Genomic DNA, 14,655 nt, shown 5'->3' on the forward strand with positions numbered 1-14,655 from the left:
CTTAACGTAAAGATTATAGTTTCCTTTGGAAATTATTTTATTTATGAATGAAAATTAATTTTGGGGGAGGTGGTTTTATGAAACTGGAATGGATGGGAGAATACCGGTCATTTGTGGAGAAATTGATTAAGTATGCAAATGTATATGCTTCAATTTATAACAAAGAGGATTATTATGGAACAAGTATTCCGATTTCATTTTCACAAATCCAGGTATTGGAATATTTACTGGAAAATGAGGAACTCAATCTGAACATGTCTGAAATTGCAGGAAGGCTGGGAATCAGTCCCAGTGCTTTCACAAAACTGGTAAATAAATTAACGCAAAAGGATCTGTTGGAAAAGTTTTATCTGGAGGGCAACCGGAAAAATATTATTATCCGGGTAACGGATCATGGACGACGCCTGTATCAGAATTACTCCAATTATATCTATGAAAAATCCTTCTCGAAAATGTTCCGTGCCGGAGAAGGACTTCCGAAAAAATATCTCCCCGTCGTAGCCCGAATGCTGGAAGCAGGCATCTGGCTGGATCAGGAGAAAGAAGTAAAAACACCCCAGGTATTAATTCCGGTTGGAAAAAACCATAAATAGTGCAGGTAGATGATTTTAAAGGAGGACCGTGTATTATGAATAAATTACTTGCCATTGATCAGATCTTCGATATGGAACAATGGACGAACCTGCAGCGCTCCCTGGCTGAGGTGACAAACATGGCAATCCTTACCGTGGATTACAAAGGTGTACCGGTAACAGAACATAGCTGCTGCCATGAATTTTGTAAAAAGGTACGGAACGATCCGACACTGGGCAAATTCTGTCAAAAGTGTGATTCCAGAGGCGGATTGGAAGCGGTACGGATAAATGAGCCCTATATATACCAATGCCATTTCTCTATAGTTGATATTGCTATCCCCATTATTGTGAATGACAAATACCTGGGTGCTGTAATGGCTGGACAGGTACGTCTGCCCATTCATAAAGATGACAGCTTTATGGAGAAGATATTCAGTCCCGCCAACCCCAGAATTATCGAGGAAGCAAAAGAAAATTTCCGACAACTCTATAACGAAATCCCATTTTTATCCTATGAGCGTATGCAGATGATTGCTATGATGCTTTATTTTCTCTGTAATTATATGGTCAAAGAAGCAATTCACAAAGAACAGATTATAGAAATGTATGAAACTGTAGTCAACAGACACCAGGAAATCCTGGAGGAGCCTCCTGGCGCTCATTATACGATGGAATCCGCCCGTAAAATGAAAGCAGCTCTATCTAATGTAATTTTGAATTCAAATATAGAAAATGCCGGATGTGATGTTCCTGTCTCCACAAACAGCATTATCATAAAAGCATTTGATTACATCTACCACCACAAAGGAGAATCGCCTTCTTTGAAAAACATGGCTGCATACTGCAATGTCAGTTCCAGCTATCTGAGCAGGCTTTTCACAAAAGAAGTGGGAGAAAGTTATTCTTCTTTTACGGCCAGGTTAAAAATTGAATGGGCAAAAGCTCTGCTGGAATCATCGGATGCGCCCATTTCCGAAATCAGTGATGAACTGGGCTACAGCGAAGCCGGTTATTTTATAAAATCCTTTAAAAAGTATGTAGGTGTAACTCCGGCTGTGTACCGCACTTAAGGAGGGCACTACATGAAAAAAGAAATGGAATTTATCTCTTTTGACGGAACAAAATTATTTATGGTAAAGAACGAAGTTGAACATCCAATAGGTGTCTTTGTCATCGTACACGGGCTGTGTGAGCATCTTGGAAGATATGATTACGTCACACAGAAACTGAATGATCATGGATTTTGTGTGTACCGCTTTGATCATCGGGGACATGGCAGATCGGAAGGCAGAAGAGTTTATTACAATAAGTACACACAGATCAGTGATGATGTGAATGCCGTAACAGAGATGGCAGCCAAAGAAAATACCGGACTTCCTTTATTTGTAATTGGTCACAGCATGGGCGGCTATGCCACGGCATCCTTCGCCACCAGATATCCCGGCAATGCAAGGGGAATCATTTTGTCCGGTGCTTTGACAAGATATAACCATAAACTAGCGGGCGATCTTCCTATGACGATACCGGAAGATACCTATCTGCCGAATAACCTTGGGGACGGCGTATGCAGTGATCCGGAAGTTATCGAAGCATATGATAAGGATCCTTTGGTAGAAAAGGAAATTTCTGTTGCACTGTTTAACAGCCTGGGTGAAGGTGTCACCTGGCTTTCCCAAAACGGAACATCCTTTACAGATCCTGTTCTTATACTCCATGGATGCTGTGACGGACTGGTAAGCGAAAAAGATTCCCGTGACTTCTTCGGAGATATTGCTTCTAAGGACAAAACCCTTAAAATCTATGCAAATCTTTGCCATGAAATTTTAAATGAACCATGCAAAGATGAAATTATTGCAGAGATATTAGCCTGGACAGCTAAACATATGTAACACATAAAAAACAGACTGTTTGAAAACCTCAAACAGTTCTTTTTTATAACGGAAATCTCATGGATACGATACCGTATAACGGTTACAATACTTTTGTGCAGTAAATAAACCTACTTAACGAAAGGATGCGATATCATGGATATTTGGGAATTACTTTTCAGAAGCGTCCTGACAATTATCATTTTATCAGTTATGACAAAGATCAGCGGCGCCAAACAGATTGCGCAGATGACCTTTTATGATTATATTGCAGGAATCGTAGTCGGAACACTTGCTGGAGAGCTTACAATCAATCATACGGTACCTATTTATTACGGTATTCTTTCTATCCTTATTTTTTTTCTTCATTCCATATTGCTTTCTTTCTATTCCAGAAAGAGCATTACGCTGAGGAGGATCTTAGTTGGTAAGCCAATTTTTCTTATTGCAAATGGACTCATACAATACGATGGGTTAAAGCAGGCCAAATTTGACATCAATTTACTGTTAAGCCAGCTTCGCACTCAGGGTTATTTTGATATCAGTGAAGTTCAATATGCCATTCTTGAGCCGGAAGGCAGTATCTCTGTAATGCCAAAAGACTTTGCACGTCCACCGAAATCCTCTGATTTTTCCTTTCCGGCTAAGGATGATTCCCTCCGGGCAAATATCATTATTGATGGAAAGATCATGAAGCACAATCTGGCGCCTTATGGTAAAGACCAGGTATGGTTGATGGAAGAACTGGATAGGCAGGGATACCAGGATCTTAAAAAAATAACCCTGGCTACACTCAGCGACTCCGGGATTTTAACAATTCTTCCCAAACACAACAACAATAGCAAACGTTCTTCTTTAATGTAATCAGCTGTTTTACCTAAAGGGAGCAATAGGAGTAAACCATGAATTGATATGAAGAGTACAGACGAAAGGGACAAGTTAGGGGTGGATTCTCCGATTACAAAAAAATCGAGAGGGAGTCGACCTCTTTTTGGCATACTTATTTTTATTATCATACGACAATAAAAGCAAAAAATCAAACTGCATTTCAGTTACAAAAACGGCTTTTGGTTTACAAATCATGTATTTCAATTACAAAAGTGGCATTTCGTTTACAAATATTTAATTGTCAGTTACAAAGATGGCCTTTCACTTTACAAAGTGGCATCTCGTCTTACAGGTGAGTAATCAAACTGCAATCAAGTGCGTATTTTTATGTATAGCAATATAAATATATCGAAAAACGATAAATTATACTTGAATATCAATATTTTCCATGCTATAATACAAACAGCTTAAGAAGCAATGACTTATAAAATCATTTTATCTAATTATATTGTAAAAGGAGGCAATCAAATGAACTGGAACAAAGACAAGAGTCTGGCGCTGTCCAGAATCTGTGTACTGTTATTTTCTCTCTGCCTGATTGCAGGCTGCATTGGCGCTCCATGGCTGTTTGGGATATTTATAAAGACAGTGGGGCCGTACTTAGACAATAAACTGACTTTATTTTTAATCACGGTATACACATCTGCGGTATTTGTAGCAGTTGCACTGTACAATTTACATTGTCTGTTAAACAATATCCGTAAAGACATTGTATTCGAAAAATGCAATGTAAAATGCCTGCGTCACCTTTCCTGGTGCTGTCTGGCAGCAGGTATGATTTATCTCTTAAGTGGATTTTACTTTGCACCATTTTGGGTACTGGCTGTTATGGCTTTATTCATGAGCCTGATTCTAAGGGTGATTAAAAATGTATTTGCCCAGGCTGCCGAACTTAAAGAAGAAAATGACTATACCATATAGAAGGGATGTGCCGGTATGGCTATTATAGTAAATCTTGACGTGATGATGGCACGTCGTAAAATCAGTTCCGGAGATCTTGCTGAAAAAGTTGGGATCACACCGGCTAACCTGTCAATCTTAAAAAATGGAAAAGCAAAAGCAGTCCGTTTTTCGACATTGGAAGCCATTTGTAAAGCATTACAATGTCAGCCTGGTGATATTCTGGAGTTCCTGGAAGAAGAATAACCGTACGTAATCGTACAGAGGAGGTTTATTTTATATGGAAAATCAAGAAATGGTAAGCCAAAGCGGCCTGCCTTGTGAAAGTGCGCCTATTTTAGATCAAATATCAACGGTAAACGAATCAAAGCCCCTTATTTCCGATGGTAAAGACAAAGGATTTGCGTTAACCTATCTGATACTCGGCTATGGCCTTGTATATGTTTTTTCGTCATTTCTTAATTTTAACCGCAATATAGCACTGTTCACGATAGCATATGTTATCGGAGTTCTGGCATACGTCTTTGCCCGCAAACAAAGACCTGCGAAGGAAAGTTTCTTTTGGCTGGCTATTCTGCTGGGTGTGGGAATTCCCTATGGTTTTTGGAGCGTTATGAGAGTCATTCAGATACTGGCACTAATCGTGATTGCCGCGTATTGGACACTTTCCGTAACCGGAATACTACTTAAGGACAATAAATCCAGTGAATGGGTAATGCTCGACTTATGGAATGCATTCATTATTATCCCCTTCTATAACTTCACTTGCCAGTTTCGCGTACTAAAATCAGCACTCCGAAAATCCAGGTCAGGAAATAAGGTGATTTCGGCAGCTTTAGGGCTTTGTATTGCCATTCCGGTTCTGGCTGTCGTGCTTCCGTTACTCTCAAGTGCAGATAGTGGTTTCCGACAATTATTAGTTGAAACAAGAGATTATTTTTACCGACATTTATTTGCAAATATTCTTCGTTTTGTGTTATCATTACCTATATCAGCTTATATGTTTGGACTTATATATGGATGCCTTTATCACCGCAATACGGATCATTTTCATATGGATTCCATCAGTAAAATAATGATAAAGACTCACTGTATCGCAGATACTGCCATTGATACAGCGGTCCTATTAGTTTGTATATCCTATGGGTTATTTATCGGATTACAAAGCAGTTATTTATTTTCAGCATTTGCCGGGATACGCCCCGAATATTTTACCTATGCCCAATATGCCCGTCAGGGATTCTTCGAGTTATGCATTATTGCAGTCATCAATGTACTGATTATCCTCGGAGCAAACGCTTTCAGCAAAACACAAAAGTGCGATAACAGGATTTTACGATGGATAAATGTTATCCTTTCCGTTCTGACCCTGCTTTTGATTGCAACAGCAATGAGTAAAATGTTCTTATATATTTCTGTGTACGGCCTTACGGTAAAGCGGATACTGACAAGTGTCTTTATGATTTGGCTGACCACAGTATTTCTAATGACTATAATATGGCAGTGGAAGAGGATTCCAATCATCCGGCTAGCAATTATTATTGGAGCAATTCTATTTTGTTTTCTATGTATCCTGCCTGTCCAACAATATATTGCAAACTTTAATATGTTATAAGAAACTAAATAATAAGTTGTATATACCCCCTTTTAAGAATCGTAGATTTAATTCGTTTTGTGTAATAAAATTATTAAAATTGTAATAAGGAGAGAGAAACCATGGATAGAGAAGACTGTCCGGTTCAAAAACTGGGCTATGAATACTTTGAAAAGGTAGTCAATATGATCGGCGGTAAATGGAAGATGCGTGTACTTTATATACTTGGCTTAAACAAAATTTTATCCTATGATGAATTAAAAAATGCACTGGGAAATGTTCCACACAACAAGTTGACCAAACAGTTAAAAGAACTGGAAGAAGATGCACTTATCATCCGAACAGAAAATTCAAAGATTCTTACTAAAGTAGAATATTCATTAAGCAAAAAGGGATACGATCTGCTTCCAATGTTATTAGAAATGTGTAACTGGGTATTAAAATATGAAGTGGAAAAGTTTGCATCAGCGGAAAACCAGACACATAGCACTGTTAATTAAAGAACCATATAAGTAATTAGACAGAATTACTCTTTAATTGATGGAATTTTAATTCTGTAGATAAATAATAAATAATTAAAATCGCAAACTTTTCCAAACACATGTTCTGAGAGGTATAAATTGACAGAAGAGTACATACAAGAAATTTATCTATGGAAGATCCTGACGAGTAATCGGATATTTACTAATTATGAAACAAGTAGTCCATAAAGTTTGAATTCACAATTTAGACGCAGGATATTTTACACACTGCAAGACGGTGTAATGTGATGTTGCGGGCTGGTCAATTATTTTACCGAAGTACACGTTTTACAAAGATATACCATAATAAGGTTGGCAAATATATTGATTATTATGGTATATCTAAAAAGATTTAGCAGCGTAAACCTATAATGATATCATTTTAAAGTATAATGATAAGACAAGCATAAACAGATACAATGAAATAACATAAATAGATTATAAAATGAGTATGAACATAAGGACCAAAATATTAACTTAAACTAAAAACCACGGTGATCAGGCAAAATAATATAAATAGCCGGTTATACAGTGTTTCCGTGTTAGTTAGTCGGAAAAAACTGTATTTGTCCGCTTAACTATTCTAACTCCCATCTGCTTTTAAAATATCCGGTTAATTCCTATATTACCGAATATCTATAAATAATGTCTATTTTCGTTTTCTAAATTATACAGCCATGTTCTTTTTTCCAAAACCATAATCTGTTCACCCTTCGTATCCAACTCTCCGTTAAGCATAAAACCTAAATTTTCATATAAAGTGAATGCCCGCTGATTATCCGGATAAAGACTCAGATAAATTTCGCTGCATGAGTATTTCCGGAACAAATACGCAATAAGGCTAGACAAAGCTTTTTTTCCGTGACCTTGCCCCTGAAATTTGTGATCGATTAATAATCGGTCCATCCATACACGTTTTTCCGATAAAATCTTTCCATACATGGTAAACCCGATTAGCTGGTCTCTATAGTAAATTCCCCGTGGCTGCCAATCATTCAATTCTTCCGCCTCTTTTAGGCATTCCAACGGGGTTTCTATGAAATGCTTCTGTTCTTCTGGCAGATGCAAATTCAGTATATCCTGTAAATTTGATTTCGTTACTTTTTCAAAATGGTATTCGATATTTTCACCCACCTGAACATATGTTCTGTTTTTGCTGTCATTACAAGATTTCTCCATATTATTTTTCATTTTTCTTTACTCCTATGAATATTTACCTATTTTCCTACCAGTATACCACAATATGGTACATTAATTTTTAAAAAAACCGCCGAGAAAAAATACTCGACGGCCAACTGGGGCTCTTTTACGTTGTTACTATAATGCTTTTATGTTCTAATATCTCTATTAGGAAGAACTGATTCCTCTATTGTTTTAATTCTGTTGAGTAATAAGGTACGACTATCCTTTGTCCATAATGCACATCTTCTGTTAACATAGAATTAATATTCAATACTTCGTTTATATAGCTATTTACAGAATCATAATCATCGGTAATATATTCATTTGCTATACCCCATAATGTATCATTATGTCCTATACGGACTTCTGTATAGTATTTGTATGTCTGTGGTTTTGTCTTGCTGCTTGCGCTGACAATAAAGCTATTGCAGGCAATTAAGATCATTGCTGCTATTACTAACGAAGCCAGACTTAAAATCACTCTGCGGTCAAATAATAACTTCACCATTTCATTTTTCATAGAATGCATATTCTCTCTCGTTCCCATAATAACTAAATCCCCCTTCTACACTTGATTGTATTCATTTTTGATTATTTTATACAAAAAACTTGTTCGAACATTTGTTACGAACGAGTGTTCGATTTACTGACATTATATTACAAGAACAGACGTTTGTCAACACTGTTTCGACAAAATTACGAACAAGTATTCTAAACATTTGTTTGCATTTTGCACAAAAATATGATAGTATAAGGAAAATAGATGTATTAGGAGGTATGTGTAATATGGCATATGGCAAAATTTCTAAAAAACAAGCTGAAATATTAGAATATATAAAAAATGAAATTTTAAACCGTGGTTTTCCACCAGCAGTTCGGGAGATCTGTGAGGCAGTACATTTAAAGTCGACCTCTTCTGTTCATTCCCACTTGGAAACATTAGAGAAAAACGGTTATATCCGACGTGACCCTACGAAGCCAAGGGCGATTGAAATACTCGATGACAATTTTAATATGGTCAGACGTGAGGTTGTGAATGTTCCAATTGTTGGAAGAATCGCTGCCGGCCAGCCTATCCTTGCAGTGGAGAATGTAGAAAGCTACTTTCCTATCCCATCCGAGTTTATGCCGAATGCACAGACCTTTATGCTTACCGTTAAAGGTGAAAGTATGATTAATGCCGGCATCTTCGATGGTGATCAGATTCTCGTACAAAAGCAGAACACCGCACAAAATGGTGATATCGTGGTTGCCTTAATAGATGACTCTGCTACAGTAAAAACATATTATAAAGAAGATGGGTACTATCGCCTGCAGCCGGAAAATGATACAATGGAGCCAATAATCGTTGAAAATGACGGACTTTGTATACAGGGAAAAGTAATTGGAGTTTTCCGTTTCATTCATTAAATCATGCATTTTCGTTTCTATTTATAAGGAACAACTTAACTTTTACATATTTAAAGGAGCTATTTCACTGAATGATAAACTGAACCTTTACAGGTCAGTAATAATTATATCATCGGTGTATAGCTCCCTCTTTTTACCAAACATTATTACGTTATTCCACTGACTCTCCTTCTGTATCCTGCTGCACTGACCATTGTGCAAACACTTTATGTCCAATACGTACACAGTTATCCGGCTGTAGTTCTTTAACCATCCCTACCCCCTGACCGGAACCGGAATTAAAAGCCAGTTTCAGGATACTGTCAGCCTGTTTTCTTGCGTCATTGATAACCGTTCCCAGCATCTCTTTATTTTCTACCGCTTTGATTGCAGACTCTGTTCCATCTACCCCCACAACCTGGATTTTCCCTTCATATCCTGCCTTTTTAATTGCAGATATTGCGCCTAGAGCCATTTCATCATTATTACTGAAGACTACTTCTATCCTATCTTTGTATTCTTCCAGCCAACCTCCCATTTTTTCTTCCCCCTGGGATTTTTGCCAGTTTGCAGTGGCATTGGCAAGCTTCTCCAGCACGATATTATTGTCTAACAATGGCTTCAGACAGTATTCAGTACGGATCAGGCTGTCCTGATGTCCCTGTTCTCCCTCCAGAATAACATATTGAATCCTGCCGTCATGGTTGCGGTCTACGCTTCCTGGGTCTTTTAGATATTGTTCTAAAACGATTTCACCCTGCATGGTTCCGGCTTCCTCCGGTCTGGAACCTACATAATAAACTTTATCCCATCGCTTCATATCCGCGCTAACCGGCTCCCGGTTAAAGAATATAACCGGTATATCCGCATTCTTAACCTTGTCAATTATCGTAGCTGCTGCAGTCCGGTCAGCAAGATTCATGCAGATCACATCATATCCCTGAGAGATGAATTTATCAGCCTGTTCATTTTGCAAAGTCTGGCTGTTCTGACCGTCTACGATATTCAGAGTAATGTTGTAACCCTCTTCCTTTTCCATCTTCTTTACCGATTCTTTCAATCGGCTGATAATCGATTCAATAAACACATCATCCTGATAATAGACCGATACACCTATTTTCAATTCCGGCAATTGCTCCTTTTTCTGTTCTGTTGCCAGCGTACTGCATCCAGCCAGACAAAGAATGACCATAGCTGCTTCCATTAATAATTTTTTCACCTTCATAATCTCTCTCCTGATTTACCTTACAAAAGGGAATAGTAACCTCTGATTCTCTTCTGAATACATGTGTTCGTGATCCACAATTTTAAATGCAATTTCTGTTCTTTCTTTTTCTTCCCTGCCGTTGATTGCATTGATGGCATCCCTCACTCCCAGATACCCCATGCTGTAATCATCCTGGACAACAATGCTGACAATGTTATCATTTTCCAGATAACGGATAACCTTGCTGCTGCTTCCCACACCATACAGCTCTGTAAGCTGCGGCGGATACTGATCTTCATATTCCTTTAAAGCCTTTGCGGCATTTTCCAGTATTTCCGTATCGAACGCCACAATCACATCCACATTGTTTGTTCGCAGATAGTTTAAGATGGTTTCACTGCTGTAGTCCGCCTGCTCCCATTCCAGTATCTCATTATAACTGATCTTCATGGTATCCCGAAATGCTGCCTCCCGGTCTAAAACGCTGCTGCAGGAAATGTCTCCGTTAATCAGAAGCACTTTTTTACGGAAATTTCCATGTCGCATCACTTCTTCTGCCAATGCAGTTCCCATCTTCTTATTGTCACAGGCAATAACTTCATAAGGCAGCTTGGAATCCACATTCGATTCCACAAGAACCACCGGGATATTTCTTTTCATTTTAGCCAGAGATTCTGCCATATGCTCATGATCTACAGGAGCGATAACAATGGCGTCTGCATCGGAATTCACTTCCCGTTCCAGTAATTCGATTTGTTCTTCCAGTTTATTCGCTTCCTCATTCCCCAGACTGATCATGCGGATATTTGCATTCAGATCTGTTCCTGCCTGCTCTGCCCCCTGTTTAAAATTCTCCCAGCTCTCACTCAGCTTTCCTCTTGTAATAACGGAGATATTTTTCACCGGAATCTCTTTTACATTTGTCTCCCGGGATAAGATATAGAGGCTGAAAAATAAAATTGCTCCTAATATGAAGACAGGAAAATAATATTTCTTTTTCAAAATGCTCCTCCCTCCTGACCGATCTCTTCTATCGGAATCCTTGGCAAATGAATCGTCACCCTTGTCCCTTCATCCGCTTCACTTTCTACGTGTACGCCGTAATCCCTGCCAAAATACAGACAGATTCTTTCATGCACGTTATTCATTCCGATACCGGAGCCTCTGCTCCTTACCCGCTGTTCCCTTGATAGCAGGCTTGCCAGTACATCCGGTGCCATTCCGATACCATTATCACATACCTCTATGAAGAGATCCTCATCCCTGATATAAGACTTAATGACAATCTTGCCCCCATCATCTTCTAACATGTATTCCATTCCGTGATAGATGGCATTTTCCACCATAGGCTGAATAATCAGCTTCATAGTAGCCAGCTGCAAAGTCTCTTCCTCCGCCTGAATCTCATAAGTAAACTTATTTTTATAACGGATGCTCTGTATGGTGAGATAGTTGCGGGCATGTTCTAACTCGTCTTTAACCGTGATAATAGATTTCCCTTTACTGATACTTATCCGAAACAGTCTCGCAAGGGAGGTAACCATGGTAATTGCTCCTTCATAACGTTCATTTTCAATCATCCAGATGACAGAATCCAGCGTGTTGTACAAAAAGTGGGGATTAATCTGGGTTTGCAGCGCATCCAGTTCACTTTTACGTTTCTGTTCCTGCTCCACTACAATGTCATCCATTAATTTCTTCATCTGTTCTACCATAGAACGCACCGTCTTGCCCAGATGCATAATCTCGTAGGGACCACTGGCTGTAATTTCTACATTCAAATCTCCTTTTTCCAGCTTCTTAACAGATTTTTCCAGGCGCTTAATGGGGTTTGCAATTCTGGCGGATACCAAAAGGCTGACAAATATTAATACGAATAATCCAAAACAAAAGATAAACAGAACAAAGATCCGGATCTGGGAATATTTTGCCACAACTTCTGTAAGGGGCGTAACTGCCACCAGTTTCCACCCGGTATAGCCTACGGTTTTTATGGTTACCAGACGCTTTTCGCCCTGAAAGATCTCCGTATGGTTTCCATCATCTAACCCTGCTGCTTCCACATTGGATTCTTTCTCTAATTTCGAATATAATAACTGCTGCTTTGGATGATAAATAATCTCTCCATCTGCATCCATGAGATAGACATATCCGGAATCACTGATATTTGCACTTTGGCACACCCGCTCAATTCCGCTGAAATTCATATCTACCAGCAAGACGCCATTTTCCCTTTTGCCATTCTTCGTGATTTCAACATCATTACTCATCGATACTACCCAGCGGTATCGGTTATCCGGGTCATTAAACAGATTTTGTACATGGGGTTTTGAAAAATGCAGATTTTCAATCTGAGCTTCCGCATTTCTGAACCATTCCTCATCCCTAGGATCAATATTTTCTTTGAGATTAGACAAGGGAGCTGCAGCTTCAACCTTTCCGAACAGATTAAAAATAGCGATACTCACCAGCTGTTCCCGGTTGGTGTTGTAAAGCAGGTCCAGCTGCTCTACGATGGTGTCTTTGGCAAGATCCGCATTTTTAATTACCTGATAATAAACAGAATTGGAGACATTCATAATATTTCTCAAATAAGTATCCAGAAATTGATTCGTCTGGTCAATGACATGCTTGTTTTCCTGTTCCACCATATGCTCTGCCGTATTGGTAAAATTCAGATAGAGGGGCACAGCAATCAATACCATTCCAACTACGGAAAGCAGTGTAAAATAAATGGAAAGCATGTTCTGAATGCTTTTTTTCTGGTACCATTTTTTTGCTTTAGATATGTACTTTTTAATTATTGGAATCATAGCAACCTCTATTAGGTATTACGGTATCTGGATGGGGACACACCAAACTTTTTCTTAAACACATAACTGAAATAGTTTGGTTCCAGATATCCTACCTTTTCTGCAATCTGATAGCTCTTGTCGTTGGTTGTATTCAAAAGTTCCACTGCTTTTTCCAGCCTGGTTTCTGTCAAATACCCGATAAAACTGCTTCCGGTTTCCTTTTTGAAAATCGTAGAAAAATAAGTAGGACTGACATGAAGGAGTTCGCTGAGCCTTTCTACAGTCAGCTCACTGTCTGCATAATTGTCCCGTACATATTGTACTGCCGTATCCACCATATAACTGGACGTATGAACACGCTCACTTTTTATCATACTGCTGATCCGCAGGCTGATTTCCTGTACCCATCTTTGCAGGTTGTCCATGGAACCCAGTTTTTCCAATTGATTGTCGTTATTAAAGTTTTCACCTAATGCCTCTTCCAGATCTAAGCCATAAGTCTGGCAGAGACGCAGCAGGGAAATCTTAATTTCCATAAAATAAATCCGGTACTGCTCTATTTCCAAAACCGTATCACCGAACTTGGCAAATACCTCTTCAATTTTTTCTATAATGTCTTCTCTTTTTCCCATTTTTATAGCAGTGACTATCGCATGTTCATCCTGACCTTTAAACTGCAGCAGCACAGAAGTATCCGGCTCCACATCACCGATATAAATAGCTCTTCCGGACCCCAGAACCAGTCTGTAATCCAAAGCAGACTGCGCTTCTTTTCTGGCGTAGCGTAAGGTCTGTGGCTCATGGCACATAAGGCTGATACCACCGGATATCACAAGCCCGTAAATTTTCTGGGACTCCCTGCATACCTCATCAATTCCGGAAATCAGATCATAGATTTCTTCTCTGCATCTGGCATTGACGATAATTGCAATAATATCTCCATAGAAAAAACTTGTAAAATCACAGTATTTTCTAATTTCCTCATCTACGAGATGTTTGATCGTGATAGGAATAAGAGCATCATCATGATTTTTAAAGATATTTTCTACCGACTCTTCCAAAACCCCCTTTTCAATCTGAATCAGGCAGACGATAAATCCTGTGGCATCTACATTAATTCCCGCCATGGCTGCACTGCGGTTAAATTGCTCCTGGGTAACCCTCCCTTCCAGAAGGCTGACTAAAAACTGCTCCCGGATAACCGGAAGACTGTCCATATAATGCTGCCTGAGATTCTCCAGATTTCTCATACTTTCATACCGTTCATCCAGAGAAAGCCTGAGCTTTGTCAATATTTTTCCCATATCCTCTGCATTCACAGGTTTAAGTACATACTCTACTACATTAATAGAAATTGCTTTGTGGGCATATTCCAGATCGTCAGAACCGGAAAATACAATCAGCTTCGTAGACGGATTTTTCTTGCGCAAAGCTTTTCCCAGTTCAAGTCCATCCATAAAGGGCATCATAATGTCTGTCATCATCACATCCGGCTGAAGCTTTTCAGCCAGATCCAGAGCCTCCTTGCCGTTTTCCGCACTTCCAATCACCTGGAAACCATACTTTGCCCAATCAATTTTACGGATAATCCCCTCCCTGATTTCTGCTTCATCGTCCGCTATAATCACCTTATATAAGTCCATATACACTCCTAAAAAATATATTTTTTTATTTAAAAATTAACGCGAAATTATTTTGTTATTATAACATAAAAAGATGCGTAAAGGAATTTTTTC

Annotated in this window: 15 protein-coding genes; 9 read left to right on the plus strand and 6 right to left on the minus strand. The window is 38.8% G+C overall.

All coding sequences use genetic code 11. The features are described 5' to 3' along the window. The first annotated feature begins 77 nt into the window (after window positions 1–77). The 8 genes from QR40_RS16730 (at window position 78) to QR40_RS16765 (ending at window position 6,325) form a co-directional block, all read left to right on the plus strand. Window positions 78–593 carry a MarR family winged helix-turn-helix transcriptional regulator gene (locus tag QR40_RS16730; RefSeq protein WP_027294063.1) on the plus strand — a complete coding sequence of 172 codons (516 nt, stop codon included), beginning with the start codon at window positions 78–80 and terminating at the stop codon, window positions 591–593. 35 nt (window positions 594–628) lie between these two features. Beyond that, window positions 629–1,645, plus strand: a complete 1,017-nt coding sequence (locus tag QR40_RS16735) for a PocR ligand-binding domain-containing protein (protein ID WP_330373798.1) — start codon at window positions 629–631, stop codon at window positions 1,643–1,645. A 12-nt stretch (window positions 1,646–1,657) separates the two neighbouring features. Further along, window positions 1,658–2,464, plus strand: coding sequence for an alpha/beta hydrolase (locus tag QR40_RS16740; protein ID WP_044296037.1), 807 nt, complete (start codon window positions 1,658–1,660; stop codon window positions 2,462–2,464). Window positions 2,465–2,599: 135 nt separating this feature from the next. Continuing rightward, window positions 2,600–3,307 carry a DUF421 domain-containing protein gene (locus QR40_RS16745; protein WP_044296039.1) on the plus strand — a complete coding sequence of 236 codons (708 nt, stop codon included), beginning with the start codon at window positions 2,600–2,602 and terminating at the stop codon, window positions 3,305–3,307. Window positions 3,308–3,799: 492 nt separating this feature from the next. Further along, on the plus strand, window positions 3,800–4,252 hold the full coding sequence (locus tag QR40_RS16750) for a DUF2975 domain-containing protein (protein ID WP_027294060.1): 453 nt from the start codon (window positions 3,800–3,802) through the stop codon (window positions 4,250–4,252). Window positions 4,253–4,267: 15 nt separating this feature from the next. Beyond that, a complete protein-coding gene (locus QR40_RS16755; protein WP_044296041.1) occupies window positions 4,268–4,477 on the plus strand; it encodes a helix-turn-helix domain-containing protein in 210 nt (69 codons plus the stop codon). 34 nt (window positions 4,478–4,511) lie between these two features. After that, window positions 4,512–5,846: a DUF4153 domain-containing protein gene (locus QR40_RS16760; protein WP_044296043.1), complete on the plus strand. Its 1,335-nt coding sequence runs from the start codon at window positions 4,512–4,514 to the stop codon at window positions 5,844–5,846. A gap of 101 nt (window positions 5,847–5,947) precedes the next feature. Further along, the gene (locus QR40_RS16765; protein WP_044289364.1) at window positions 5,948–6,325 is read left to right on the plus strand and encodes a winged helix-turn-helix transcriptional regulator; all 378 of its coding nucleotides are present in this window, start codon (window positions 5,948–5,950) and stop codon (window positions 6,323–6,325) included. A gap of 657 nt (window positions 6,326–6,982) precedes the next feature. Here the strand turns inward: QR40_RS16765 and QR40_RS16770 are convergent. Together QR40_RS16770 and QR40_RS16775 are read right to left on the minus strand one after the other, a co-directional pair. Further along, complete coding sequence (locus tag QR40_RS16770) at window positions 6,983–7,537, minus strand: GNAT family N-acetyltransferase (RefSeq protein ID WP_052430891.1); 555 nt, start codon at window positions 7,535–7,537, stop codon at window positions 6,983–6,985. A gap of 175 nt (window positions 7,538–7,712) precedes the next feature. Further along, window positions 7,713–8,075: a LysM peptidoglycan-binding domain-containing protein gene (locus tag QR40_RS16775; RefSeq protein WP_052430892.1), complete on the minus strand. Its 363-nt coding sequence runs from the start codon at window positions 8,073–8,075 to the stop codon at window positions 7,713–7,715. A 239-nt stretch (window positions 8,076–8,314) separates the two neighbouring features. Between QR40_RS16775 and lexA the strand changes: the two genes are divergently transcribed. Beyond that, window positions 8,315–8,938, plus strand: coding sequence for a transcriptional repressor LexA (gene lexA / locus QR40_RS16780; RefSeq protein ID WP_027294057.1), 624 nt, complete (start codon window positions 8,315–8,317; stop codon window positions 8,936–8,938). A 151-nt stretch (window positions 8,939–9,089) separates the two neighbouring features. Here lexA and QR40_RS16785 read toward each other — a convergent pair whose 3' ends face one another. Genes QR40_RS16785 through QR40_RS16800 form a run of 4 tightly spaced genes read right to left on the minus strand, consistent with a single transcriptional unit; the run spans window position 9,090 to window position 14,562 of the window. Further along, complete coding sequence (locus tag QR40_RS16785) at window positions 9,090–10,142, minus strand: galactose ABC transporter substrate-binding protein (protein ID WP_052377791.1); 1,053 nt, start codon at window positions 10,140–10,142, stop codon at window positions 9,090–9,092. A gap of 15 nt (window positions 10,143–10,157) precedes the next feature. Beyond that, on the minus strand, window positions 10,158–11,126 hold the full coding sequence (locus QR40_RS16790; protein WP_052430893.1) for a substrate-binding domain-containing protein: 969 nt from the start codon (window positions 11,124–11,126) through the stop codon (window positions 10,158–10,160). Then, the gene (locus QR40_RS16795) at window positions 11,123–12,937 is read right to left on the minus strand and encodes a sensor histidine kinase (protein WP_027294055.1); all 1,815 of its coding nucleotides are present in this window, start codon (window positions 12,935–12,937) and stop codon (window positions 11,123–11,125) included. Before QR40_RS16795 ends, QR40_RS16790 begins: the two co-directional genes overlap by 4 nt. A gap of 11 nt (window positions 12,938–12,948) precedes the next feature. Continuing rightward, window positions 12,949–14,562 carry a response regulator transcription factor gene (locus tag QR40_RS16800; RefSeq protein ID WP_027294054.1) on the minus strand — a complete coding sequence of 538 codons (1,614 nt, stop codon included), beginning with the start codon at window positions 14,560–14,562 and terminating at the stop codon, window positions 12,949–12,951. Window positions 14,563–14,655: the final 93 nt, after the last annotated feature.

Source organism: Robinsoniella peoriensis (assembly GCF_000797495.1).
In the GTDB taxonomy this organism is placed as follows: domain Bacteria; phylum Bacillota; class Clostridia; order Lachnospirales; family Lachnospiraceae; genus Robinsoniella; species Robinsoniella peoriensis.

Excerpts from the sequence above, each read along its gene's own strand:
- lexA (WP_027294057.1), top strand. The coding sequence starts at position 8,315 with ATGGCATATGGCAAAATTTCTAAAAAACAAGCTGAAATATTAGAATAT.
- QR40_RS16760 (WP_044296043.1), top strand. The coding sequence starts at position 4,512 with ATGGAAAATCAAGAAATGGTAAGCCAAAGCGGCCTGCCTTGTGAAAGT.
- QR40_RS16765 (WP_044289364.1), top strand. The coding sequence starts at position 5,948 with ATGGATAGAGAAGACTGTCCGGTTCAAAAACTGGGCTATGAATACTTT.
- QR40_RS16800 (WP_027294054.1), bottom strand. The coding sequence starts at position 14,562 with ATGGACTTATATAAGGTGATTATAGCGGACGATGAAGCAGAAATCAGG.
- QR40_RS16770 (WP_052430891.1), bottom strand. The coding sequence starts at position 7,537 with ATGAAAAATAATATGGAGAAATCTTGTAATGACAGCAAAAACAGAACA.
- QR40_RS16735 (WP_330373798.1), top strand. The coding sequence starts at position 629 with ATGAATAAATTACTTGCCATTGATCAGATCTTCGATATGGAACAATGG.
- QR40_RS16745 (WP_044296039.1), top strand. The coding sequence starts at position 2,600 with ATGGATATTTGGGAATTACTTTTCAGAAGCGTCCTGACAATTATCATT.
- QR40_RS16750 (WP_027294060.1), top strand. The coding sequence starts at position 3,800 with ATGAACTGGAACAAAGACAAGAGTCTGGCGCTGTCCAGAATCTGTGTA.
- QR40_RS16775 (WP_052430892.1), bottom strand. The coding sequence starts at position 8,075 with ATGGGAACGAGAGAGAATATGCATTCTATGAAAAATGAAATGGTGAAG.
- QR40_RS16740 (WP_044296037.1), top strand. The coding sequence starts at position 1,658 with ATGAAAAAAGAAATGGAATTTATCTCTTTTGACGGAACAAAATTATTT.
- QR40_RS16755 (WP_044296041.1), top strand. The coding sequence starts at position 4,268 with ATGGCTATTATAGTAAATCTTGACGTGATGATGGCACGTCGTAAAATC.
- QR40_RS16730 (WP_027294063.1), top strand. The coding sequence starts at position 78 with ATGAAACTGGAATGGATGGGAGAATACCGGTCATTTGTGGAGAAATTG.
- QR40_RS16785 (WP_052377791.1), bottom strand. The coding sequence starts at position 10,142 with ATGAAGGTGAAAAAATTATTAATGGAAGCAGCTATGGTCATTCTTTGT.
- QR40_RS16795 (WP_027294055.1), bottom strand. The coding sequence starts at position 12,937 with ATGATTCCAATAATTAAAAAGTACATATCTAAAGCAAAAAAATGGTAC.